We start from the raw sequence: 22,825 nt of genomic DNA on the forward strand, positions 1-22,825 counted from the left end.
TGCAGGCTAAAACGCGCTTCGGAAGCAACAGCGAGTGTCTGTGGTTACGGCAGTGTGACGCCGTGTCGACTCAGGAAGTTGCTGGCGGCTTTGATCTCGATGGGGCTGCCGATGATCCGGCACTGTTGGCCTTCGGGTTGGACGACAGTGACCGTGTGTTCGGCTTCGAGATCGTCTTGAATCCCCTCCAGAGAGTGACAGGGGAGTTCGATCTGCGTGCTGTCACGCAGTCGGGTAGGATTCGGCATATCAGTTCATCTGAATGTTAGGCGGATAGCGTATAATCATATCGAAGTCCCTGTTCGAAGTACGAAAACAGATTTCATCGTTATTCTTTGCTCAGCATACTGGCTGTTTTCGAACCAAACTTGCGTCGATTGGAACCACCTAATACAGCGATGGAGTCCCGGTGCTTACCACGGGGGAATCGCGTTATGAACAATACCCAACCGCATAGCACTGTGCCAGCTGACTTCCAAATTGTTGTAAATAGTTAGTACCACATGTGATGTGTAGATGGAGGTTCAACGTACCGCTGTTGTGAAACTCTCTGTCCCTGACGACCGCCGGGATGACCTGAAATTGACGATGGATACTTTCAGGGATGCCGCCCAACGGTTCGTTGATCGTGGGTGGGAGGGCAACAACGACGGCTACGTGATTACCTCTCGCTCCCACGTCCAATCACTCGTCTATGACGATATTCGAGACGATACTGGCCTTCATTCCGACCTCTGTGTTGGCGCAGCGAATCATGCTGCCGACGCACTTCGAGGTGTCGTCGACCGCATGAAAGAGGGTGAAAAAGTCTCTAAACCAGTGTTCACGTCGAATACAACCGTCTACAATACCAGTGCAATCAGCTATTTTGACGGGTATTGTACGCTTGCAGCCTACGGTAGTGGTCGTGTGACAGCTGAATACGTCTATCCGGACGATTCCATTCAGGCCGAGTACATGGAAAGCGACGAGTGGGGCAAACAGGGGGCAAAGCTCCGATACGATCACCAGACAGATACCTACTACCTCCACGTTACTGTAGTGAGAGAACGTGATGACCCGCAGGAAGAGGCCGCGGGCAGAACAGTCCTTGGCGTAGATCGAAACGTGGACGGGTATCTTGCTGTGACTAGCTCCGGCGCGTTCATCGGTAACGCCGACTACTTCAATCACAAACGCCGCGAATACGAACGCCGTCGTGGAAATCTTCAACAACAGAGCACGCGGTCGGCACATCTTACAATTGAATCCATAGGCGAGCGCTTCAGTCGATGGAGTGAGGACTACTTGCACCGTGTGTCGAAACAGGTTGTTTCCGAGGCTGTCGCCAACGGGTGCGATGCAATCGTACTGGAAGACTTAGACCAGATCGGCGAACGGATCAGCAACGGCAAAAAATTCCAGCAGTGGGCGTTTCGAGAGGTGGGTCGGCAAATCACGTACAAGGCGAAAGCCGAAGGGATCACGGTTGAAGTAGTGAATCCGGCCTACACAAGCCAGCAGTGTAGCCACACCGAATGTGGATTCACGCACGAGAATAACCGTAACGGCGACGAATTTCGCTGTCAGAAGTGCGGCAAGGAGCTACACAGTGATTACAACGCGGCTCGCAACATAGCGGCGCGGTATCTTCGGAATTGGCGTAAGTCTGGTTCCGAAGGGGCAACCAATCACCTTGCCCTCAAATCAGGAACAGTGAACGGGAGTGGCGATTACACGCCCACCGCTTCAAGCGGGTAGACCGAGAGTTCACTGACAAACCCCGGCGTTCACGCTGGGTGTAGGTGATCTGAATGGACAGCCTTTTCGACGGCAATGGCCCACTGACCGATAATGGGACTGGAGGAGGAGATCGAATCGATCCGCGAGGAGATCGCCGAAACCCCGTACAACAAGTCGACGGAGGCCCATATCGGTCGGCTGAAGGCGAAACTCGCCGAGAAGAAAGAAAAACTCGAAAACCAGTCCTCCGCCGGCGGCGGTGGCGGCTATGCCGTCGAGAAACACGGCGATGCGACTGTCGCCCTTGTCGGCTTTCCCAGCGTCGGCAAATCGACGCTCATCAACGCGCTGACCAACGCCGACAGCGAAACCGGCTCCTATGAGTTTACGACGTTGGATGTCAACCCTGGGATGCTCAAATACCGCGGCGCGAACATCCAGATCCTCGACGTACCCGGCCTGATCGAGGGCGCGGCCGACGGTCGTGGTGGCGGCCAAGAGGTGCTCTCGGTCGTCCGCACGGCCGACCTTGCGGTGTTCATGCTTTCTGTCTTTGAGATCGACCAGTACGAACGCCTGCATGAGGAACTCTACAACAACAACATTCGCCTCGACACGGAGCCACCGAGCATCCACATCCGCCAACGACACAAAAACGGGATTCAGGTCAACAAAAGCGACAGCGTCAGTCTTGACGAAAACACGATCAAGGAAGTGCTCCGGCAGAACGGCTACGTCAACGCCGAGATCACGGTTCGTGGCGACCCCTCGATCGACGAACTCGTCGACGGGATGATGGACAACCGCGTCTACATCCCCTCGATGGTCACGGTTAACAAGGCTGATCTGATCGACGAGGACTACCTGCCGACCGTCCACGAGAATCTCCGTGAGCACGACATTGATCCCGAGGAGTGTATTTTCATCAGTGCCGAAGAGGAGAAAGGTCTCGATGGCCTGACCGAGCGCATCTGGGACGAACTCGGCCTCGTACGGATTTACATGGACAAACCCGGCCGCGGCGTCGACTACGACGAACCGCTTGTCCTGCGCGAGGGCGACACCATCGGCGACGCCCTCACGAAGCTTGGCGGCGAGTTCGAGGATCGGTTTCGGTTCGCCCGCGTCAGCGGCCCGAGCGCGAAACACGACGACCAGCAGGTCGGCACGGATCACGAACTGGCCGACGAGGACGTATTGCGGATCATCAAGAGTCGGTGATCAGTGGAAGTATCAGAAACAGATTTTCACAACAGAGCAAGGCACAACATCTATGGATTATAATTATTCTATCCGGTTACCGAGATCGGTTCGGGCTATCACTGTTCTTGCTGTGGCCAGCATCATCCTCTACTATTCAGTGGTCGCCCCGCCAGGATCGGACGCGATTTCATACGGCCCGTTTGGTGTCTTTGCGTATTCAGTCTGGCTCCATGCAATGGCTTACGCTGGCTTGGCCGGTACACTCACGTACACTCTGTGGGGCTATGGGCGGCGGATCGAAGCACGTGGGGGGTTCTACGGGGCCTCAGGATACGGGCTTGCAATCGAACTCCTGCAGTATCCACTAGCTGAGCGGACGTTCGCTGTGGTGGATATTGCGATGAATACTTTTGCTGCGACTGTTGCTGTTGTGGGGTGGCTGGTTATTTTGCGGCCGCTCTTGCAGCGTGTGTAGTAAAATTATTATTTTAACAACACTATATGCAACTTTCACTCAAAGTGTGACAGAGTATCTCCTTATTTTCTAATGTAGAAATCCGAGCAGTTTTGTGTATGATTTACTGAGAAATATTATATGCACATTCTTGTTACAGGTGGAGTCGGATTTATTGGCGGCCACCTCGCTGAGTCGTTCCTTCTCGACGGTCACGATGTGACCGTTCTCGACAATTTCGAGCCTTTCTATGCCAAGGGGATAAAGAACCACACGCTTGAGATTCATCGCAAGGTGGCTGCAAACGGTGAGTCAGAATATCGATTCGTTGAGGGTGATGTGCGGGAACCAGAGACTGTTCGTGAAATCGTTGAAGATGTGGATATCGTGGTTCACCAGGCTGCACAAGCAGGGGTACGCACGAGCGTAGAGAATCCTCGAAAGGTAGCCGATATCAATGTCGACGGAACCGTGAACCTACTGGAAGCCTCAAAAGAGGCCGATGTGGACAGAGTGATTCTCGCGAGTTCTTCGTCGGTATATGGTAAGCCCAACTCCTTACCCTACGCAGAAGATCATCCAACTGAGCCTGTGAGTCCCTACGGCGTGACGAAGCTGACTCAAGAGCACATGGCGCGGGTGTACACGGAGTTACATGGGCTACCAACTGTCTGTCTGCGCTACTTTACTGTGTACGGCCCGCGGATGCGCCCCAATATGGCGATTTCGAATTTCGTCTCGCGGTGTCTTAACGGCGAGCCGCCGGTGATCTACGGGGACGGGACGCAGACGCGCGATTTTACCTACGTGGCTGATGTAGTGGACGCGAATCGGACGCTGTTGAAATCGGATGCGGCCGACGGCGACGTATTAAATATCGGGAGTTCGGACAACATCTCGATTCAGGAGTTGGCTGAAACGGTGCGTGATCAGCTCGCGCCAGAGTTAGAGATTATGTATGAATCTGCGCGCGAGGCTGACGCCCAGCACACGCACGCGTCCGTTGAGAAGGCTGGTGAGGTGATCGGCTACGAGCCGTCGCGGACGATCACGGAGGGGGTCGGCGAGTTTATTGAGTGGTACCAGTCGAACCGGGAGTGGTACGAGCCACTGGTGCAGGAGTCGTAACCTCGGACGCTGGTTCTACGTTCGGTTGGGACGTATAGACCTAAAATGTGTTCGCCGACCGACAGGTTCACGTGGTTTGTGACCGAGATAGGGCTGCTGTGATGGTCGCCGGGCGTGGAAGCCGACTCGGCGAGCTCACCGATGATCGACCGAAGGGACTCGTTGACGGGGTGGGCGATCCCTGCTCGCGCACGTTTTCGAGGCGGCGACTGAAGCTGGAGCCGACGAATCGGTCGTCGTCAGATACGAGGCGGGGCGGATTGTCGACCGCTTCGACGGCCCTGATGAAGTACCCCCACCAGCGCGAGCGGAGTGGATAAGATTACACCGTGTTACAGGTGTAGCCGTACGTCGACGGAATGTCTCTCCACGTGAACGGTCACAATGTCTTTACGGAGAGTGTTGGGGGCCGATTGAGGCTGTCTAAGAGGTCAACGCCGCGTTCGCGGTAGAGAGAGTCCTGCCCGCGGCCGCGGCGACGACTGGCGTGGTCCGGACGGACGATGCGGGACGCGTGGCGGTAATTATCGAGAAGCTGGCAGATCTGAGGTCACCGCTTGTAACGACCAGGTCTTACGTTCTGCTGAAGTTTCACACGTATGTGCTGGTCCGGCTATCGCCCGAGGGGGAGTACCAGTTGAGCGAGGTCGTGGACCGAGGCCGTGGAGTTGTTGGTGCGAGTGGGTGCGAGGCGGGGATCGTTCGGCTCGGCGAGTACATGAACATGAACACCCTGCAGACTTGGTACAGATACTCGAGTTGATGTGGGAAGAGTGAGGCTCGGTGGATGAGTTAGAGTGTGTACGCGGATCGTGGTCAGATAGCGAAAAGAGACCGACGACATTATTGGGGTCGTCATCTCAGATCGAACAACATACTGCTATGTCCTCATCAGATCCTGAACCGGTCTCCAGACGTGAGAAACTCGACGCACTCCGCGACGTGGCGCGGTACAATCCGAAGTACACGATGGCGGTCGTCGTACTCGGAATCATCGCCGCGGTTCTTGAGGGCGTCGGCTTGAGTTTTATCCTTCCGATTGTCGAACTCGTCCAACTCCGGGATCCCGCCGCAGAAGCGGAGGGGCTGCTCGCGGTGTTCGTGACTGCCTACCAGACACTCGGAATCCCGTTCACGCTGGGCTACGTCGTGGTTGGCGTGTCGGCCGTGATGGTCGCGCGGTACACGACCAGTTTCGCGGTCGCATGGTACCGGGAGGCACTGCGGACTTACTACATTCGGGACCTCCAGACGCGGGCGTTCCGGAACGCGCTGAACGCGCGCGTTGAGTACTTCGATAAGGAAGGATCTGATGACATCCTGAATGCGATCGTTACGCAAACGAACTATGGGGGGCGAGTAATTTCCCAAGGGATCAAATTCACTCAGCAGCTCTTTCTTGCCGGCGTGTATTTCGCCGTCGCACTGGTGATCGCACCGGTGCTAACGATTATCACGGGGGTTGTCCTTGGTGGCTTCTCAGTCTTCTTTCGACGAGTCCTCGACTCGGGGTACGAGGTGGGAGACAAGGTCGCCGAAGCGAACGAACTCCGACAGGAGGCCGCACAGGCTGGGACACAAGGCATTCGTGACGTGCGAATCTTTGGGCTTGCCGAGGAACTCTTCGAGGACTTCACGGACGCAATCGAGCAGTTCACCAAATCGCGGATCGTCCTCCGGCGCAACGAGGCCGCGATCAACAACTTTTACAACCTCGTCGTCGCGGTGTCGGTGTTCGTCCTCATCTATCTCGCTTTAACGTTTGCGAACCTCTCGGTCGGCGAACTCAGTGTATTCCTCTTTGCGATGTTCCGACTCGGACCGAAGGCGAGCCAAGTGAACACACTGTACTACAAGGTGGAGAACAACCTGCCGCATCTCGTCCGTACTATACAGTTTACCGCCGAGCTAGCAACGTACAATGAGCCGATCGGCTCGAGCCAGGACGTTCCTGAAGAGATCCGGGAAGTGGAGTTTGACGACGTCCACTTCTCGTACGACGACGAAGAGGAGGTTCTCCGGGGGATTGCCTTCACGGTCGAGAAGGGCGAGTTCGTCGGGTTCGTCGGACAATCGGGTGCGGGGAAATCGACGATCGTCTCGCTTCTCGCCCGGCTGTATCCGGTAGACGAAGGTGAAATCAGAGCGAACGGGTCCGATCGACGAGATGGATATCACAGAGTGGCGCGACCGACTCTCGATGGTCAGACAGGATCCGTTCATATTCAACGACACGCTTCGGTACAACCTGACGCTCGGGAATCGCGAGGTCTCGGACAAAGAACTCGATCGCGTGTGCTCTATCGCGAAGGTCGATGAGTTCGTCGACGAGCTCCCAGACGGGTATGACTCGTTGTTGGGAGACGACGGGGTTCGGTTGTCGGGTGGCCAGCAACAACGCGTCGCGCTTGCGCGGGCACTCCTCGATGACGCTGATGTGTTGATCCTCGACGAGGCGACGAGCGACCTCGACTCGAATCTGGAAAAGCAGGTTCAGCAAGCGATCGAGGAGATGACCGAGACTACGCCATCGTGACGATCGCCCACCGGCTGTCGACGGTGAAAAATGCTGACCAGATCTACACGGTTGAGGAAGGCCGAGTCACAGAAATCGGCCAGCACGACGAGCTCGTTGAGGAAGGCGGAAAGTACGCGGAACTGTATGGGATCCAGTCGAGTCAGTAGTATTTCGAACAGATATTCGACCTTAATTCTAACCCGTTCTACAAACGGGAACTGTTTTACTCGCCGGGTAAGGGGTGTTAGGTAATGGCAGAAGATGTGTTGTCGATCATCCCTGCTCGAAAAGGCTCCAAAGGGATCCCACGGAAGAACATAAGGGAACTTGATGATCGGCCCCTAATCGCCCATGCGATAGAAACTAGTAAAAATACATCAGAGATAGATTACACAATCCTAACGACGGACAGTAACGAGATTGCTCAGATCGGACGGAGGTATGGCGTAGATAACGTTATCCATCGACCAAAAGAATTGGCAACAGATGAAGTACCTCTTGCCCCAGTAATCAAACATGCATATATGGATTCTGGTAGAGACTCAGAATATGTCCTGTGTTTCCAACCGACAGTACCACTCATCTCAAAATCATCAGTAGGTGAAGGAATTCAGCGTGGATTACAAAACAAGTCAGATAGTGTGATCTACGTTAAGGATAGCACTCATCAGTATTGGAAGCAGTCGGAGAGAGGATATGAACCAATCTCATCAGATAGGAAGAATCGCCAACAGATGGAACCGATCTATGAAGAGATTGGGATGTTTCTCTCACATCGATCGCTTGTAGAAAATGGCCAGCGTATCAGTGACGATCCGTTATTTTATAAAGTAGATAGAAACGAGGGTGTCGATATCGACACGTACGAGGATTGGAAAGTAGCTGAGAGTATCCTTCAACGAAAACAGATCGTATATCGACTAACTGGAAATGCTGAGACAGGGACAGGTCACGTTTACAGGGGAATCACTCTCGCAGACCACATCTTCGAGCATGATATTGTTTTTGCCGTTGAAAAGAAAGACGAACTCGCTATAGAGAAACTCGCCGAATGTAATTATGAATATCGTGTGTTCGACGACGAACAAGCAATACTGGGATATATTGGAACAAATAGCCCAGACATAGTTGTCAACGATATTCTGGACACGAGCATAGAGTATATGGAATCACTCGCGGAGTTCGACTCCCGTATTGTGAACTTTGAGGATCTCGGTGTGGGGTCGAAGAACGCCGATGCGGTCATCAACGCCCTATATGAGAATTCGACACCGCCAGAGAATCACTACTTCGGCTCAGAGTACTTCTGTCTCAGAAGTGAGTTTCGATATGCTACCCCGTTATCAGCGATCCCATCCGTCGAAAGGATCATGATCTCATTCGGTGGAACCGACGAGAACGATCTAACCGCGAAAACGCTTCGTGCACTTTCCGAACTTGATGAGGGATATCACATCGACGTTGTACTCGGACTGGGATATACAGGTGAGGGTCGTCTCGATGCGATAATGGATGAATTTTCTCCATCAACTCGTATCGATATCAATCAGAACATTAATTTCATGGCAGAGCGAATGGAGCAGGCAGACCTGCTCATCACCTCGAACGGAAGAACATTATATGAGGCAGCATCGCTGAATCTTCCCATGATCTCCATCGCACAGAACAACCGGGAACAGAAGCATCCGTTCGCACATATTTCCCGGGGGTGCTTTCGCTCGGTCACGCAAACTATGTTTCCGAGGAGAACCTACGGGCAGCAGTAGAGGACTACTGTTCCGACCGAGAACAACGAGAAATGATGAGACAAGAACTTTCCACACACGACATCGCAAACGGCATAGAGCGTATCAAAAAGGTCCTGCTCGAGAAAACCAATGGAAATTAACGGAACAACCTTGGATGATCCAAGTGATCCATATCTGATCGCAGAGATCGGTGTTAATCATTTCGATATCGGGGAAGAACGTGATACCCCTCCACTCGACGCCGCGAAAAGGATGGTTATAGAAGCAGCGGACGCTGGCGTCGACGCCGTGAAGTTCCAATCGTACTCTGCCGATAGTCTGGCTTCGAAACAATCTCCTGCATACTGGGACACTGAGCAGGAGAGTACCGAAACACAGTACGAGCTGTTCGAGCAGTACGATGACTTCGGGAGACAAGAATTCGAAGAAATTGCGACATGGATTGAAGAGAACTCCAGTGTCGATTTCCTTTCGACGCCATTCGATTTCGAGGCCGTGGATTACCTCGAAAGTCTCATACCCGCATACAAGATCGCTAGTGCAGATATCACGAATCATCCGCTAATTCGTCATATTGCGCAAAAAGATAAGCCGATCCTTCTGTCAACAGGGGCAAGCACTATCGGGGAGATCGACGATGCTGTCCAAGTGATCGAAGAAGAAACACCAAACCCAGAACTGGCTATTCTTCATTGTATACTTCAATATCCAACAGATCTCGAGAATGCGAATCTCGCAATGATCGAACATCTTAATCGAATCTATCCGGAGTATACAGTTGGATATTCAGATCATGTTCCACCGGATGAAGGAATGGTCACACTTTTGAACTCAGTATTCCACGGATCCCGAGTTATTGAAAAACATTTTACGCTTGACAAATCAATCGAAGGGAACGATCATTATCATGCCATGGATCCAAATGATATACGGACATTTCGGGAAAATTTAGATCATATTGATAGAACAACTGGATTAGCCAAAAAACAGCCGATTAAGGCAGAGTCTGACAGTCGAATCCACGCACGTCGAAGTCTAGTCGCAGCTCAAGATATTGAAGAAGGAGAAGTACTAACACGGGAAAACTTATCAATCAAACGCCCCGGCAAAGGGATATCCCCAACAATGATTGATGAAGTGGTGGGAAGAACGGTTCAACACGAAATTAAGTTAGATACAGTAATAACGTGGGGAGATTTATGACCAGCCCATGGCCTGTCAAATATAGATACAAGACCATGGAAAATTCACAAATCACGGATATCAATCTAGAGGGATACTAGCGATGGTCATTTTCTCATAACAGATGATGAATCTTCAAAAGAATATTCGAAAGAAACACTCTCATATCAACCAAACGAATCAGTATCTGAAGAGAGATTGTCTGATGGAACAAGTCTCATATATAATAATCAAAAAGCGGTGTATTCACAGTTTGATGATGCTGAAGTTTGGGGGTTCGGGACATTTTTCAACGAGAATGGATTCCATACCAAAGCTCTGGAATCTATTAGAAATGTCGATGACTTAATTAGATTACTTCGCGATAAGCTTAGAGGTCACTACGTATTTGTGATTAATTCTGGAGAAGATATACAAATTATCACAGATAAACTTGGCCTGATAAATGTATTCTATTCAAATGCTAACGGTGTTTATATTTCGACAGATCCTGTTCTTGTATCAATATGTAGTTCAAATGTTGCATTAGCTGAACAAGAAGCTAAAGAATTTATTCTGAATGAAGCAACAGTCGGGAATAAAACTATATTCACTGGGACAGAGCGGCTAGGGTTTGGACAGGGTATTACAGTAAAAAATGGAGATCTCACAACAGATCCAATTCATACGTACTCTATTGAGGAAATATCATTTGAAAAACACATAGAGCGAATATCTAATTATTTTGAACAAATTAGCGAATATCAGGGACCAATCGCCGCAGATATTTCTGCTGGATTCGACACTAGAACCGTTGCAGCCGTAGGACATGCAACAATCAATAATCTAGCCGGCAATACAAATCCCAATCCGAATGATCGAGGTGCGGATGAAACAATTTCACCTAAGATTGCCAGCAAGTTATCCATTCCTCTGTCAACTATCAAAGTTGGAGATAGATACCAAGAAGACCAGCAAATTATGATTCATGGGACTACACTTGGAAGAGACGTGGCACGCTCATCCCGCTTACCGAAACGAATGGAGAAAAAGTACCAGGAATTCGATCTTATCCTCGGCGGATATGGTGGAGAGACCCTTCGAGCCAAATATAATGGTAAGTCAATATCAGATTACTATAACGCAGATCGATCAAAGGAACTTTTTTCTGATTCGTCATATAGAAAACAGCTCCTCTCAAAGATTTCATCTTATCCAGACATAAACACGAATAAACAGAAAATGAATTTAATATATACAATCGATCGGATGCGAATTTGGGGCGGCTCATGGATTACTATGTCATCTATTTATGGAGATGTTCTTCATCCGTTTATGGACTGGTATTTAATTAATCCCGTCTTCTCGCGTTCGCCAAAAGATCTAAAAAATGGCGTATATCAAGAAAAAATAATCGAGCACTTTGCACCACAACTCAGCGGAGTTCCTATAAATGCCACGAGCAAAATGGATCAGAAATATAGAAATACGAAGAAACAATTAGCAAAATGCATAAAAAAGAGCGATATTTTAACGACAACCGCAAAAAAGATACTTGCACTAGCGGATTCCACTGCTGACGATAAGCGTGTTTCACAATCTGATAATATTGATTTTAATGATATAGAACGCTCAGTCTTTACTACCCTAAATATTAACAAAGATACCCTACAGAGCTCGGCAGATTTAAATACGGTTTCCAGACTTCGCTCTGTATCTGCCTTTATTAACTACATGAAGAGAGAATCAAGTCAATTAGACGACTGATGTGCGCTGTCATTCAATTATTTTCAGTCCAATATAAAATAAACCTTACGTGTGAAAGGGGGGGTGTTATCGCGATCTTCCAAGATTACTAGGAAGACTTTCTATAAGCTCGATCATTTTCGGTCTCACATGCTTCAATCGTTTAGATACTCGATCAAATTGACTAAATCCATCATTTAGATCTGATTCCAAATTATCAAGAATTTCCTCAACAGGTTGCTTATATGAGTCTTGTGCGAAAGACTGGACATCGCTAGGAGTATTTAGCGATTCGGAGACGCCTGTACCTCGACCATCAACTTGGAACAAGTAACTCGGGTGCCCTTGAGCGAGGAAGTAGATGTGACCATGGACTCGAAAGCCGATGTGGACATCTATCTCTCTATATTGCTCAATCTTTTCGATATCATACGCTGGATTGATGATTGTGTAGCCGTTCCGTTCTGCGACCCATTTGAACCGTCGAAGGTGGAGTGAGCGGATAAATGGGGTGTGTTCATCCGAATAGATCCCGCGGTGGAACGAGCAGTATAGATCAGTATCCGGATATTCATTAGCTACCCGACTTAGCAGATATCGGAATTGCTTTCGATAGTATCTGGACCGAGGGACGGCTGTTGAAATAACAAGGCTGTCAACAGACTCGGGTTTGTAGAATGAATGTTCTAACTTATCAAGAGCATACCAAGCTGGACACCCAACCAATTCTACATTGTCAATTCCATGTTTCTGAAGCACACGCTTTGTTGGTAGATCCCGAACACCAGAAAATTCAATCAGTTCGTGAATCCGTTCAAACATTTGAATTGATTCACTAGTAAAGCTATATTCTTCTTCTGACGTCCCCTTCCATCCAGGGCCAAGCGGATATATAGGAACGCCCGCGTCAAGTATATCATCCAGTGACGGGTACACGCCTGGATAAAAATTTTCATGATATGCCGGTCCCCAGCTATAATAACAGCATCTGTATTGCTGATTTTTTTAATTTGCTCTGGAGAGAGTTCTTCACGAACCATGTCAAGTTCATAGATTTCGTCGTCACTGATTCCAGCGTACTCATTGAGGAGATTTTTTGCTCTATGGTATATTAAGAAATCTCCAACGTTCTTTTTTGCTCCATGAAATAGGGTGTACTTCATCAACTCCTCCTCATTGCTAGGGGTAATTAGCTTTCATATATTTGGATTGGGTAGAGACCAGGTAGATTACTGCTTGTCTAGATACTAGTCAACAGTTCGTTTTAACCCTTCACGTAGTGAGACTGTTGGCTCATAGCAAAGTTTATTTTTACTTTCGAGATATCTGCCTTGGACTGACTAATATCTCCATCCCGGGGTTCGGTATCAATAATATCAGTCGATCACATCGGGTTAGTGCAAGTGTCCGCTCGGAGGAGATGTGCAACCAACCCGAGCTGACAACGAGCTAAAGGAAGAACATCTGCTTAATTTTGTCGTCAACAACCTCGAAGAGGAACTCCCGATAGACCTTGGAGAGAATGTCGGTACTTCCCGACCGAAAGCTTAGCAGCCATGTTGACTCCAGCTGAGTCGAAGAATCTCACGGCGGTTGCCAAATAGTTCTCAGTGCTGCGGCGTGAACAATGGAAAGCGGCGGTACAATCGGTTTCTACCGTTGTTCTTGGCGAGTGCTGTAGCTCGGAGAGGGCTGGCCCGAGGCCGCGGGCTGGCTCAGCCCGCGGCCGGGGCGTACGCGTCGGGGACGCCCACACCGTTCCTCTCAATCTCCCACCGCCGCTCTAACTCTGTCTCCAATTCATGGCGAATCCAGTCACAGAACGTCGTGAACGTGAACTGCTCGGGCAGGTCGCGCCCGCCCTGCTGTGGGCGGGCGACGACCGCCCATCGCAACACGAGCCACAGGTTCTCCAAGAGAAAGCTGACGATCACGAAGGCAAACCTGACGAGTGGATCTTGTGTCGTCGTGGTTGCTCTCGCCTGCGAAACAACCGATAACTCGTCTCTATTGCCGAGCGTTTCCGATAGCGACGTTCGACCTGTGAGGGCGTGCGATCCTCGAGATCGCACGCCACGTACCCTCGCACAACTTCACCGTGCTTGCCCCGATCACCGTTCTGATAGGACACAGAAACTGCGAGCGGGAAGCGGAGTTCCCGCTCGCTGTCTTTGTACATGCGGTAGGAGGTCATGTACGAGCAGTGCGTGTCGAGCTTATCCTTCATGCGCTCGCCCTTTGCTTTCACAGGAATCACAGTCGTCGCTAACTTGCGTGCGCGACGAATCACCCGTTCGTTGTAGAAGCCGCGATCAGCGAGCAGAAGATCGGTTTCGAATGGGTAGGTGCCGACGCGGTCGAGGACGCGCTCGACCGCGTCGGCTTCCTTCTCGTCGCTGCGGACGTAGGTGAGTGCCAGCGTTACTGGCTTGCCGTTTGAGACGACGTAGGCCGTGCAGTAGCGGTGGCAGGTCGTAGTACCGTCGGTTGGTGTGGTTGTACAGAGTTCACCGCTGTCCTCGTCGGGCGATCCATGGTATGAGTTATCGACGAAGTCAATGGAGACGATTCTCGACCGGTCAGGGTCGAGAATCGTCAGTGCGAGGCGACGAAAGAGGATGTTAGCAGCCATTTCGAGTTGATCACGCTGCAGCGTATGCAACTAATCGAGGACAGTATCATCGCAAGGTGTGTCGTCCGTCTGGGAGGTGACTTCCCAGACGGACGTTTGATTGACGCTGGCCATCGTGACGACCGGCCAAATGTCGTCGGAATCGAGGGGCTACCCCTCGATTCCTCCCATTGGAAGTTGCTGAATCACATCAGCCGCTGCTTCTTTCACATCTGCTGCCGAAAGAACACCGTCTGGTTCGGGTTGCTTGAACACATCCACGAACCAGACATCCACCAAAATCAGAGCGACGCTATTCTCAGTACCTCACAAAGGCTGTAAGTTGAGTGGTCTGCTTGCCGAGGTGTGACTAACGAAAATCAGCAAGCAGACGGTGACATCCACGAAGACCAACTCCTTAATTTCCTCGTTAACGCACTCAATGGTTCGTTTGGCGTAAGTTTCGGTGAAAACGCTGACTTCGAACCCGAGGACATCTACGAGGTTCTCGTCGGCGCGACCGCCGACGGAACCTCGATCTCCACGCTCTGCGACCGGAGTAATGACAGCCCATCAGGGACGAACATCCTCCATCATCTCAGGACAAAATTCGATTTTGAGACCGTTAGCACGGTTGGAAACACGCTTCTACAGGAACACACGCTTGAGTTACTCCCCGAGCAGGTGGAGATCGTCGTTGATCTCCACCTGCGGCCCTACTACGGTGATAGAGACGAGACTGACGGTCTCTATTACAACGAGGCAAAGGCTGGAACCACCGCATTCCATGCCTACGCCACACTGTACGCCCGCGTTCGAAACAAACGGTACACACTGGCGGTGCGCCGTCTCACAGACGGCGACACCGCCGCCGAAGTCCTCGCAGAGTTCCTTGGACTCCTCGACGACTTCAACTTCGAAGTCAAAGCGCTCTACGTTGACAGTGAATTCTATGACGGCAAGTGCCTCACGCTGATGCAGGCGCACAACCACGCCTACGTCGTCCCGATCATCAAGTGGGGCAATGCAATCAAGAAAGAGCTCTCTGAAGGCTGGAGTCGTGAAATTGAGCACGACCTCACAACAGAATTCGACGGTCACGAATGGACCGTCGAATTCCCGGTAATGATCGACTGTACCTACCAAATGGGGCGATACGATGTACACGGGGTGGCGCGTCACGGCTACGCCGCTGACGCGCCGTTCATCGACACACCACGTGATGCCAGACACCACTACAGCAAGCGGTTCGGCATCGAATCGAGCTACCGATTGGCCAAGCAGAGCCTCGCTATGACCAGTTCTCGTGATGCTGGGTTGCGGCTGCTGCTGTTTGTTCTGAGTCTCGTCCTCCAGAACAGCTGGCGATATCTTCACTGGAAGTACGTGGCGGCGCCGCGACGCGGCGGCCGCCACCTCTGGGAGTGGTCGTTCATTGAGTTTTGCGAGATGGTACTCCGCGCAGCATGGACAGTACTTGGCGTTCGTCGATCCGTTCCAGCGAATCAAGCACTGGACGAGCGGTTCTTCCGATAGCTGTCGCCAGAATGGGCGACCGTAGTGAGTGGCAACACTGTCGCGTCGGCGGCAGATCGCCGCCGACAGCGACTGCAGAGGCAGAAGATCCTGTTCACGACATCTCGACGATCAGATAGTCACCGAATCCACCGATTCAACATCCGCTATCGGCAGTGGTGGACTTCTCGATGTGATCGACTGAGGATGAGCTGGGCGTGCGACCGGAAGGTCGCCGCCCAGCGTTCTGGCGGGAATACGATCTCATCGTCAGCCTGCTCGGTGAACAGATCCAACAACCCACGACTCACTAACAGCGACAACAACGCCGCATACACCAGAATCTCCACGATATGTTTCTTGCTCGTGTCGAACTCATCCAGGTCGTACTGCGTCTTCAACTCACGAAACAGCAATTCTACCTCCCATCGACACCGGTACAGCGTCGCTATCTCTGTCGGCAAGAACTCTTCTCGCGGCAGATTTGTGATGTACAGATGGTAGTCGTCGGCGTCCTCATCGCGGACGCCGACGACGCGGAACCGTTTGCTATCCCACGACTGCGTCTCCTCGTACCCCCGTCGCTGAAACGTCGCTTCAACCTCCACGTCGATGTACTCTCGGTGGAGGTCGTCGACGACGTCCTGTACCTTTTCGCCCTCCAAGGGAATGGCGTCGCCACGCCATTCCCGTAATTCCGCCGTTATCTCCGGGTTTACGTTCTGCTTCAGCCGACTCACGAAGTAGCCGTCGTTTTCGTCGATCAACGCAAAGCGGCGGTACTTGAAGTACGCCTGGTCGAACAGCACCAACCGGTCTTCCAGCCACGGTCCCGTAGAAAATTCGGTACTGTCGTGTGCTTTCTCGTCAGTGACGCTGAACTGGTCGATGGTTTGCTCGGTGACGTTGTGGAGCAGGTGGAGCCGCGCTCCACCCTGCTCCCCTCGCCGTGGTTGGTAGGTGTCTGCGAGGAATCGATGCAACCGCAAGATAGTGCCGTCAGCGATCATCACGTCGCGGAATCGGTCGATGTTCGCGTCGACAGTACTGGGAACAGCGACCTCGTCGATGCCGTGCTCGACGAGGTCGCGCAGGTACTCCGCAAGCGTCGGCGTCAGCCGCTGGTAGAACCCGCTTGGACAGAGTGTGTCATCGGCGGTAGAGTTGTAACTGCGACGGAAATCGGCGAGAGAACGGGTTTCGCCGGCAGTAAAGCCGAACACGAGTGACCAGACGAGTGGCGGTGCCTGGAGATCGCGGTTGCGTTCGACCACGCCGATGTCCTCGGCGTGGTCTTCCAGCATCTCGGACGGAAAGAGAGTAGTGAGTCGACGCTCAATTCGTCGTGAGGAGGCTTCGTCTTGCACAGACTCGCCTCCTCACTCCTCTCAGAAGGGTACCACGATAAGCGACTGCTTTCATGCGATTATGCTGTTAAGTGAAGACGAATGATTCTGCACTTCATCGTTCAGTCAAAATATACGTGTGTTGGATTTAGCAGTCTTAGCAGCTATAGTTGCGATTTATAGCATATCAAAAATCCTATTCGGCCGCTGTATTGCGATCAACAAGCCATGGAATTATACATCTGGGTCGACTGGACGCACCACTACCGAAATTAATACCGACATTGAAGTCGGGCACACAGAGGACATTACCATTGGTATCGAACAAAACACAGGAAGCGACCAGACGATCGTGGGCGATGAACATCTAACAGACTTCCAAGTCACAGATTACCGACCGAAAGCGGTCGAGGACAGCTAACCGGAGTGTGCCTGAATAAAAGATCCTAAGACTAATGATGTATCGGCGGAAGCATTTCTATATGAATCTACCTAAGAAGGTAATTCGGAAAGCAAAAAAGACGGTCAGCGGCTTGCTTCAATCAATCCCATTCGTTGAGGGACAATTGCTCGTGGCAGAATCGCAAGAGATGAACAACAGAGAGGACATACACAGGTATTGGGAATCTAGATCAACGAATGATGATAAAAACAATCCCAGAGAATATTTGAATAAGACGGCACGTAGCCAGTTCTTGTTCGAATTACTGGATTCTCATGCCGAATACGAGGACTCAATTTTAGAGGTCGGGTGTAACGTTGGTCGTAATTTGAACTATATTCACTCTGAGAACTATACAAATGTTCACGGAATAGAGATAAATCCAGAGGCGATATCTATCTTGGAATGTGAGTATTCCGAGATGGCAGCCGATGCCACCATTCACAACTCTTCGGTCGAGAAGATAATTACGAAGTTTGATTCGGACGAGTTTGATGTCGTTTTCACGATGGCAGTCCTTGAGCACATCCATCCAAAAAGTGAGTGGATATTTGATGAGATGGCGAGGATCTGTGGGGATGTTCTAATTACAGTGGAGGATGAAGGAAGTAATACGACTCGGCATGAGCCACGAAATTACGGAGATATTTTTTCAAGTCTTGGATACAGAGAAGTGAAAACGATCCATCAAAAGGACTTTCCGGAAGGGGTAGTAGAAACCGAATCGTTTGTTGCTCGCGTCTTTGAGCAATCGTAGTCGTCGTCCAGATGTTCTGTCTTTTTTGAAGCCTTCGCGGAAGGCCTCCTGTATTCGTTCGTCCGCTTTGGCGTATTCCGACCGGGCTGTCTTCCAGGACAGCCCGGCCTCCGACATCAATCCACGAACATCGACGGCACACGAACGCTTCTCGCTGCCGCGCTAGAACACGATATCGATTCCTTTGTCTAGATCTCGACGGACGAGGTGTACGGTACGATCGAATCTCAGTCGATTACATCAAGAAGTCCACCACTGCAGATAGCCGACGCTGAATGGGTGGGTTCGGTGGCTATCTGATCGTCGAGATGTCGTGAACAGGATCTTCTGCCTCTACAGTCGCTGTCGGCGGCGATCTGCCGCCGACGCGACAGTGTTGCCACTCACTACGGTCGCCCATTCTGGCGATAGCTATCGGAAGAACCGCTCGTCCAGTGCTTGATTCGCTGGAACGGATCGACGAACGCCAAGCACTGTCCACGCTGCGCGGAGCACCATCTCGCAAAACTCAATGAACGACCACTCCCAGAGGTGGCGGCCGCCGCGTCGCGGCGCCGCCACGTACTTCCAGTGAAGGTATCGCCAGCTGTTCTGGAGGACGAGACTCAGAACAAACAGCAGCAGCCGCAACCCAGCGTCACGAGAACTGGTCATAGCGAGGCTCTGCTTGGCCAATCGGTAGCTCGATTCGATGCCGAACCGCTTGCTGTAGTGGTGTCTGGCATCACGTGGTGTGTCGATGAACGGCGCGTCAGCGGCGTAGCCGTGACGCGCCACCCCGTGCTCGTCGTACCGTCCTCGCTGGTAGACGCAGTCAATGAACACAGGAAATGTCACCTTCCCGGCGAGTTCATGCTCAATTTCACGGCTCCAGCCGTTGTTGAGCTCATCTTGGATCGTTTTGCCCCACTTGATGATCGGCATCACGTAGGCGTAGTTGTAGGCGTGCAGCAGGGAGAGACAAGTGCTGTTGTAGAAGCCTCGGTCGAGATAGACGGCCTTGACGCCGAGGTCAAGGCCGTCAAGCAGTTCGAGGAATTCACCGAGGACATCACCGGTGGTTTCGCCAGCGGTCAGCTGGCGAACCGCCAGTGTATACCGTTTGTTTCGCACTCGTACGTAGAGCGTCGCATAGGCATGAAATGACGTAGTACCGCGTTTCGCTTGCGAGGAATACAGTGCCTCCGTTTCCTCCTCGATACCGTAGTAGGGATCGAGGTGGAGGTCGGTACAGACCTCCACCGGTCGATCAGGAAGGGTTTCAAGCGTATCTCGCTGAAGGAGTGTATCTCCAACCGCCTCAACAGCGTCAAGGTCGAATTGATCGGTGAGATATCCACGGACGGTATTGGCGTGGGGCGATTCATCGGTCGTCTCGCAGATGTGGTTGATCGAGGTTCCGCCGGCGCTGGCGCCGGCGAAAACCTCGTAGAGTTCCTCCGTCGTGGTCTCAACGCCCTCTCCGAGGTCAATCGGAAGTTCCTCTTCGAGGTTGTTGACGACAAAATTAAGCAGATGTTCTTCCTTTAGCTCGTTGTCAGCTCGGTTGGCTTGCACAACCTCTCCGAGCGGACACTTCTACTAACCCGATGTGATCGACTGATCCTGCATCGTCTGGGTGAGTATCTGGGCTACTCGCCACCGCCGTTGCTTGACCGACTCATCGCCGATGCACAGAAGATTCATCAAGAGCGCCAAATCCTACGGGAGCAGCTTGCTACCGCCACCCAATCGACTGGGGGTGGCTAAAGTGAAGACGAATGCCCCATCAAACTTTCCCACCACACGGCCTTCGGAGTCTTCAATGTAATACTTCATATGAAAACCACCTCCAACTGATTATAGTCCTCACTTCCGTGATCCAGATCGACAACGCCTCCTGTCGTTTGGCGCACATCGCTACCGATAGAATCGCCCGACGAAACTGGTTCCCACCAAGTTACATACTGGAACTCTTGCGCCGTCAGACCCTGAATACGCCGCGGATTAATATCTCCAATAGCACGGAAAATGTCTGTCTCGATCTTGTTTTTCCATCTGACATTAGCCATCACCTTTGCGTAAGACGCGTCGGCAGGGGCTACAATCTCGTTATTAGCAGAATCAAACAACCCGTTGGGATCGCGCTTTGCGGTGTCGTATTGAACTTTTGTCAGAGTATCGTTTGCGATTGGTTGATTATTGCTTCCTAAGGCGATTTTCGCCCCCGTTGGGTTGGTCAGCAGTTTATCTGAGTTGAGAGAAGCTGTCTTCGAAGCACTTTGGACTCTTGAACCGCCAAATATCCATAATTATCTCTGTCCGTGAGTATACTACCGTTCATGGATGACTTCTCTCGCCTCGGTCGCCGGCATGATTAGATACGGCTTATCGACGGTCTATCGCCGACATCCTTGAGCCGGGGTCAGTAGTCTTTCAGCCATTCCGGCCGCCGTAGGTGTCGAGGTAACACCGACGTGGTGCAGAGTCGGCGACGAGGAGGCCATCAGTGTGTGAACTATTCTATTGATCCTTCGTAAAGCTACAATAAGATTCTATCGGTGGAATTAATTAAACTCAGTGAGAAATATTTTTTTATGTGTGGAATCGGCGGCTTATTCTCATTTGATAGCCGTCCAGACCCTAGCGTCGTTGAGGCGATGAACGACTGTCTGTGCCACCGAGGACCAGACATGGAAGGGGTGTATGTTGACGGCCCCATCGCCCTCGCTCACCGTAGGCTCAGCATTCTTGACACATCTGCGGCTGGCCGCCAGCCGATGCATTCCGCTGACGGGACGGTGCAGATCGTATTCAACGGGGAGATATATAACTATCAGGAGCTCAGAGAGAATCTTACCGGTTATCGGTGGCAATCAAATTCAGATACAGAAGTCATTCTACACCTCTACGAGGAGTACGGTCAGGACTGTGTTTCAATGCTCCGGGGAATGTTCGCCTTCGCCATCTGGGACGAATCTCGCGGTAAGCTCTTTTTAGGTCGTGACCGACTCGGACAAAAGCCATTATTCTACCGCCACACGGACAACAGTTTCTGGTTCGGATCAACTATTGATAGTATTCTATCAGATAACGCTGTAACGCCAGAACCAGATCCGCAGGCGATTCGCTCCTATCTCACCTATCAGTACGTCCCCTCGCCTAGGACTGGGTTCAAAACGATTCGACAGCTCGAACCGGGTACTACGATGATTGTTGATACCGATGGAAGTATCACTACTGATCGCTATTGGTCACTATCCTTTTCCGAACAGGAAACAGCGTCTCCGACGGAGCTGGCAAGACAGTTGCGCCGGAGGCTGCAGAAAGCGACGCAACTTCGCACACGTAGTGACGTACCACTCGGAGCGTTCCTCTCAGGTGGTATCGACTCCTCGGCGGTTGTTGGGATGCTTTCAGAGGTGAGCGATGAGCCAGTGAACACCTACGCTATCGGGTTTGATGTCGACCGATTTGATGAACTAGAGTACGCCCGTCTCGTCGCCGACGAGTTCGGAACCGACCACACAGAATACACAATCGACGCAGATACCATGCTCGAATCTATCACTGATCTCGTTGACCACTATGGAATGCCCTTCGGGGACACCTCTGCGCTGCCAACCTACTATGTCTCGAAACTCGCATCCGAGGACATCACAGTCGCACTCACCGGTGATGCTGGCGACGAGAACTTCGCGGGGTACCTCCGCTACGGCATTGACCGAAGACTGAGCCAACTCGCCCATCTCCCGAACCCAGTATTAACACCAGGCTACGTTTTACTGACGCAATTCCTGCACCGTACCGCTCGAAGAAAGTTGCTCGGTGGCCACGGAAGGCTTTAGAGTACGCCAGAACAGACCCCGATACACGGTACGCACTAATCCGCTGCTACGCCCACGGCGACGAAATCAATAATTTCTGGGCTGGACCGGTTCCAGAAGATGAGTTCGTCGACATCCGAGAAGAGATGGCAGCTGCAGACGGACCGACCCGACTCGATAACTTGTTACAGACAGATATCGCGACATACCTCCCCGACGACATCCTTGTTAAGGTTGACCGCGCAAGCATGGCACATTCGCTGGAGGTTCGTTCGCCATTCCTTGACCACGAATTTGTCGAGTACGCAGCTCGGATCCCAGCCCGATACAAACGGCATGGCGGCGATGGAAAGTGGATTCTGAAGGAGGCGTTCCGGGACTTGCTCCCTAAGCGGATACTCAACCGGGACAAACACGGATTCGGCGTCCCGGTCGACCGATGGTTCCGTGGTGGACTATCCGAACTGGCTACCTCCCACATAGAGCAGCTTGGCAATCGACCATTATTTGTTGAGTCAGAGCTTCAGCGACTGCTAGAACACCACCAGACCGGCTACGCCAACAAGGGGCACAACTCTGGGATCTAACGATGCTCGAAGAGTGGTACGAACGCTACATCGACTGATTGATCCGAGAAACGACACCTTCAGCTGGACGGCACTGTCTAG

The 22,825-nt window shown here is 51.7% G+C and carries 16 protein-coding genes and 5 pseudogenes; 14 read left to right on the forward strand and 7 right to left on the reverse strand.

Going from position 1 to position 22,825, the window contains the following annotated elements:
• Positions 1-44: 44 nt before the first annotated feature.
• Positions 45-248 carry a hypothetical protein gene (locus ACFQJB_RS01410; protein WP_379723095.1) on the reverse strand — a complete coding sequence of 68 codons (204 nt, stop codon included), beginning with the start codon at positions 246-248 and terminating at the stop codon, positions 45-47.
• Between the two features lie 268 nt (positions 249-516).
• Between ACFQJB_RS01410 and ACFQJB_RS01415 the strand changes: the two genes are divergently transcribed.
• The 8 genes and pseudogenes from ACFQJB_RS01415 to ACFQJB_RS01450 all read left to right on the forward strand — a co-directional run bounded on the left by ACFQJB_RS01415 (position 517) and on the right by ACFQJB_RS01450 (position 11,701).
• Complete coding sequence (locus ACFQJB_RS01415) at positions 517-1,740, forward strand: RNA-guided endonuclease InsQ/TnpB family protein (protein WP_379723099.1); 1,224 nt, start codon at positions 517-519, stop codon at positions 1,738-1,740.
• A gap of 93 nt (positions 1,741-1,833) precedes the next feature.
• Positions 1,834-2,943 carry an OBG GTPase family GTP-binding protein gene (locus ACFQJB_RS01420; RefSeq protein WP_379723102.1) on the forward strand — a complete coding sequence of 370 codons (1,110 nt, stop codon included), beginning with the start codon at positions 1,834-1,836 and terminating at the stop codon, positions 2,941-2,943.
• Between the two features lie 577 nt (positions 2,944-3,520).
• A complete protein-coding gene (locus ACFQJB_RS01425) occupies positions 3,521-4,507 on the forward strand; it encodes an NAD-dependent epimerase/dehydratase family protein (protein WP_379723105.1) in 987 nt (328 codons plus the stop codon).
• Between the two features lie 487 nt (positions 4,508-4,994).
• Positions 4,995-5,270 carry a hypothetical protein gene (locus ACFQJB_RS01430; RefSeq protein ID WP_379723108.1) on the forward strand — a complete coding sequence of 92 codons (276 nt, stop codon included), beginning with the start codon at positions 4,995-4,997 and terminating at the stop codon, positions 5,268-5,270.
• A 119-nt stretch (positions 5,271-5,389) separates the two neighbouring features.
• A pseudogene (locus ACFQJB_RS01435) lies at positions 5,390-7,192 on the forward strand (ABC transporter ATP-binding protein).
• Positions 7,193-7,276: 84 nt separating this feature from the next.
• Positions 7,277-8,791 carry a cytidylyltransferase domain-containing protein gene (locus ACFQJB_RS01440; protein ID WP_379723111.1) on the forward strand — a complete coding sequence of 505 codons (1,515 nt, stop codon included), beginning with the start codon at positions 7,277-7,279 and terminating at the stop codon, positions 8,789-8,791.
• 111 nt (positions 8,792-8,902) lie between these two features.
• Positions 8,903-9,976 carry an N-acetylneuraminate synthase family protein gene (locus ACFQJB_RS01445; RefSeq protein ID WP_379723114.1) on the forward strand — a complete coding sequence of 358 codons (1,074 nt, stop codon included), beginning with the start codon at positions 8,903-8,905 and terminating at the stop codon, positions 9,974-9,976.
• Between the two features lie 177 nt (positions 9,977-10,153).
• Positions 10,154-11,701 (forward strand): hypothetical protein, encoded by a 1,548-nt coding sequence (locus tag ACFQJB_RS01450; protein WP_379723117.1) that lies wholly within the window; start codon positions 10,154-10,156, stop codon positions 11,699-11,701.
• A 66-nt stretch (positions 11,702-11,767) separates the two neighbouring features.
• Here the strand turns inward: ACFQJB_RS01450 and ACFQJB_RS01455 are convergent, their stop codons facing one another.
• Together ACFQJB_RS01455 and ACFQJB_RS01460 are read right to left on the reverse strand one after the other, a co-directional pair.
• Complete coding sequence (locus tag ACFQJB_RS01455) at positions 11,768-12,595, reverse strand: polysaccharide pyruvyl transferase family protein (protein WP_379727918.1); 828 nt, start codon at positions 12,593-12,595, stop codon at positions 11,768-11,770.
• Entirely contained in the window at positions 12,478-12,843 is a 366-nt protein-coding gene (locus ACFQJB_RS01460; RefSeq protein ID WP_379728051.1) for a hypothetical protein, read from the reverse strand. Before ACFQJB_RS01460 ends, ACFQJB_RS01455 begins: the two co-directional genes overlap by 118 nt.
• A gap of 259 nt (positions 12,844-13,102) precedes the next feature.
• Between ACFQJB_RS01460 and ACFQJB_RS01465 the strand changes: the two genes are divergently transcribed.
• Positions 13,103-13,231 carry a hypothetical protein gene (locus tag ACFQJB_RS01465; protein ID WP_379728053.1) on the forward strand — a complete coding sequence of 43 codons (129 nt, stop codon included), beginning with the start codon at positions 13,103-13,105 and terminating at the stop codon, positions 13,229-13,231.
• Between the two features lie 164 nt (positions 13,232-13,395).
• Here the strand turns inward: ACFQJB_RS01465 and ACFQJB_RS01470 are convergent.
• Positions 13,396-14,567, reverse strand: a pseudogene (locus ACFQJB_RS01470) (ISH3 family transposase).
• A gap of 90 nt (positions 14,568-14,657) precedes the next feature.
• Here ACFQJB_RS01470 and ACFQJB_RS01475 point away from each other — a divergent pair.
• Positions 14,658-15,827 carry an ISH3 family transposase gene (locus ACFQJB_RS01475; RefSeq protein WP_379723120.1) on the forward strand — a complete coding sequence of 390 codons (1,170 nt, stop codon included), beginning with the start codon at positions 14,658-14,660 and terminating at the stop codon, positions 15,825-15,827.
• A 182-nt stretch (positions 15,828-16,009) separates the two neighbouring features.
• Here the strand turns inward: ACFQJB_RS01475 and ACFQJB_RS01480 are convergent.
• Positions 16,010-17,146, reverse strand: a pseudogene (locus ACFQJB_RS01480) (IS4 family transposase); the annotation flags it as partial.
• 596 nt (positions 17,147-17,742) lie between these two features.
• Between ACFQJB_RS01480 and ACFQJB_RS01485 the strand changes: the two are divergent.
• Positions 17,743-18,351, forward strand: coding sequence for a class I SAM-dependent methyltransferase (locus ACFQJB_RS01485; RefSeq protein WP_379727920.1), 609 nt, complete (start codon positions 17,743-17,745; stop codon positions 18,349-18,351).
• On the opposite strand, the pseudogene ACFQJB_RS01490 reads toward ACFQJB_RS01485, so the two are convergent.
• Positions 18,306-18,492: pseudogene (locus ACFQJB_RS01490) on the reverse strand (IS630 family transposase); the annotation flags it as partial. The gene ACFQJB_RS01485 and the pseudogene ACFQJB_RS01490 sit on opposite strands and share 46 nt — an antisense overlap.
• A gap of 270 nt (positions 18,493-18,762) precedes the next feature.
• Positions 18,763-19,908 (reverse strand): ISH3 family transposase, encoded by a 1,146-nt coding sequence (locus tag ACFQJB_RS01495; RefSeq protein ID WP_379723123.1) that lies wholly within the window; start codon positions 19,906-19,908, stop codon positions 18,763-18,765.
• 39 nt (positions 19,909-19,947) lie between these two features.
• On the opposite strand from ACFQJB_RS01495, the pseudogene ACFQJB_RS01500 reads away from it, so the two are divergent.
• From ACFQJB_RS01500 to ACFQJB_RS01510, 3 genes and pseudogenes are all read left to right on the forward strand, one after another.
• Positions 19,948-20,100: pseudogene (locus ACFQJB_RS01500) on the forward strand (IS4 family transposase); the annotation flags it as partial.
• 827 nt (positions 20,101-20,927) lie between these two features.
• The gene (gene asnB, locus ACFQJB_RS01505; RefSeq protein ID WP_379723126.1) at positions 20,928-22,178 is read left to right on the forward strand and encodes an asparagine synthase (glutamine-hydrolyzing); all 1,251 of its coding nucleotides are present in this window, start codon (positions 20,928-20,930) and stop codon (positions 22,176-22,178) included.
• A 65-nt stretch (positions 22,179-22,243) separates the two neighbouring features.
• On the forward strand, positions 22,244-22,744 hold the full coding sequence (locus tag ACFQJB_RS01510; RefSeq protein WP_379727921.1) for an asparagine synthase-related protein: 501 nt from the start codon (positions 22,244-22,246) through the stop codon (positions 22,742-22,744).
• The last annotated feature ends 81 nt before the right edge of the window (positions 22,745-22,825 follow it).

It is taken from the genome of Halonotius sp. GCM10025705 (assembly GCF_042662885.1).
In the GTDB taxonomy this organism is placed as follows: Archaea; Halobacteriota; Halobacteria; order Halobacteriales; family Haloferacaceae; genus Halonotius; species Halonotius aquaticus.

What these genes read in the sequence shown, in the direction of transcription:
- ACFQJB_RS01420 (WP_379723102.1), top strand. Translation starts at nt 1,834, where the DNA reads ATGGGACTGGAGGAGGAGATCGAATCGATCCGCGAGGAGATCGCCGAA.
- ACFQJB_RS01445 (WP_379723114.1), top strand. Translation starts at nt 8,903, where the DNA reads ATGGAAATTAACGGAACAACCTTGGATGATCCAAGTGATCCATATCTG.
- asnB (WP_379723126.1), top strand. Translation starts at nt 20,928, where the DNA reads ATGTGTGGAATCGGCGGCTTATTCTCATTTGATAGCCGTCCAGACCCT.
- ACFQJB_RS01425 (WP_379723105.1), top strand. Translation starts at nt 3,521, where the DNA reads ATGCACATTCTTGTTACAGGTGGAGTCGGATTTATTGGCGGCCACCTC.
- ACFQJB_RS01460 (WP_379728051.1), bottom strand. Translation starts at nt 12,843, where the DNA reads ATGAAGTACACCCTATTTCATGGAGCAAAAAAGAACGTTGGAGATTTC.
- ACFQJB_RS01410 (WP_379723095.1), bottom strand. Translation starts at nt 248, where the DNA reads ATGCCGAATCCTACCCGACTGCGTGACAGCACGCAGATCGAACTCCCC.
- ACFQJB_RS01485 (WP_379727920.1), top strand. Translation starts at nt 17,743, where the DNA reads ATGAACAACAGAGAGGACATACACAGGTATTGGGAATCTAGATCAACG.
- ACFQJB_RS01440 (WP_379723111.1), top strand. Translation starts at nt 7,277, where the DNA reads ATGGCAGAAGATGTGTTGTCGATCATCCCTGCTCGAAAAGGCTCCAAA.
- ACFQJB_RS01415 (WP_379723099.1), top strand. Translation starts at nt 517, where the DNA reads ATGGAGGTTCAACGTACCGCTGTTGTGAAACTCTCTGTCCCTGACGAC.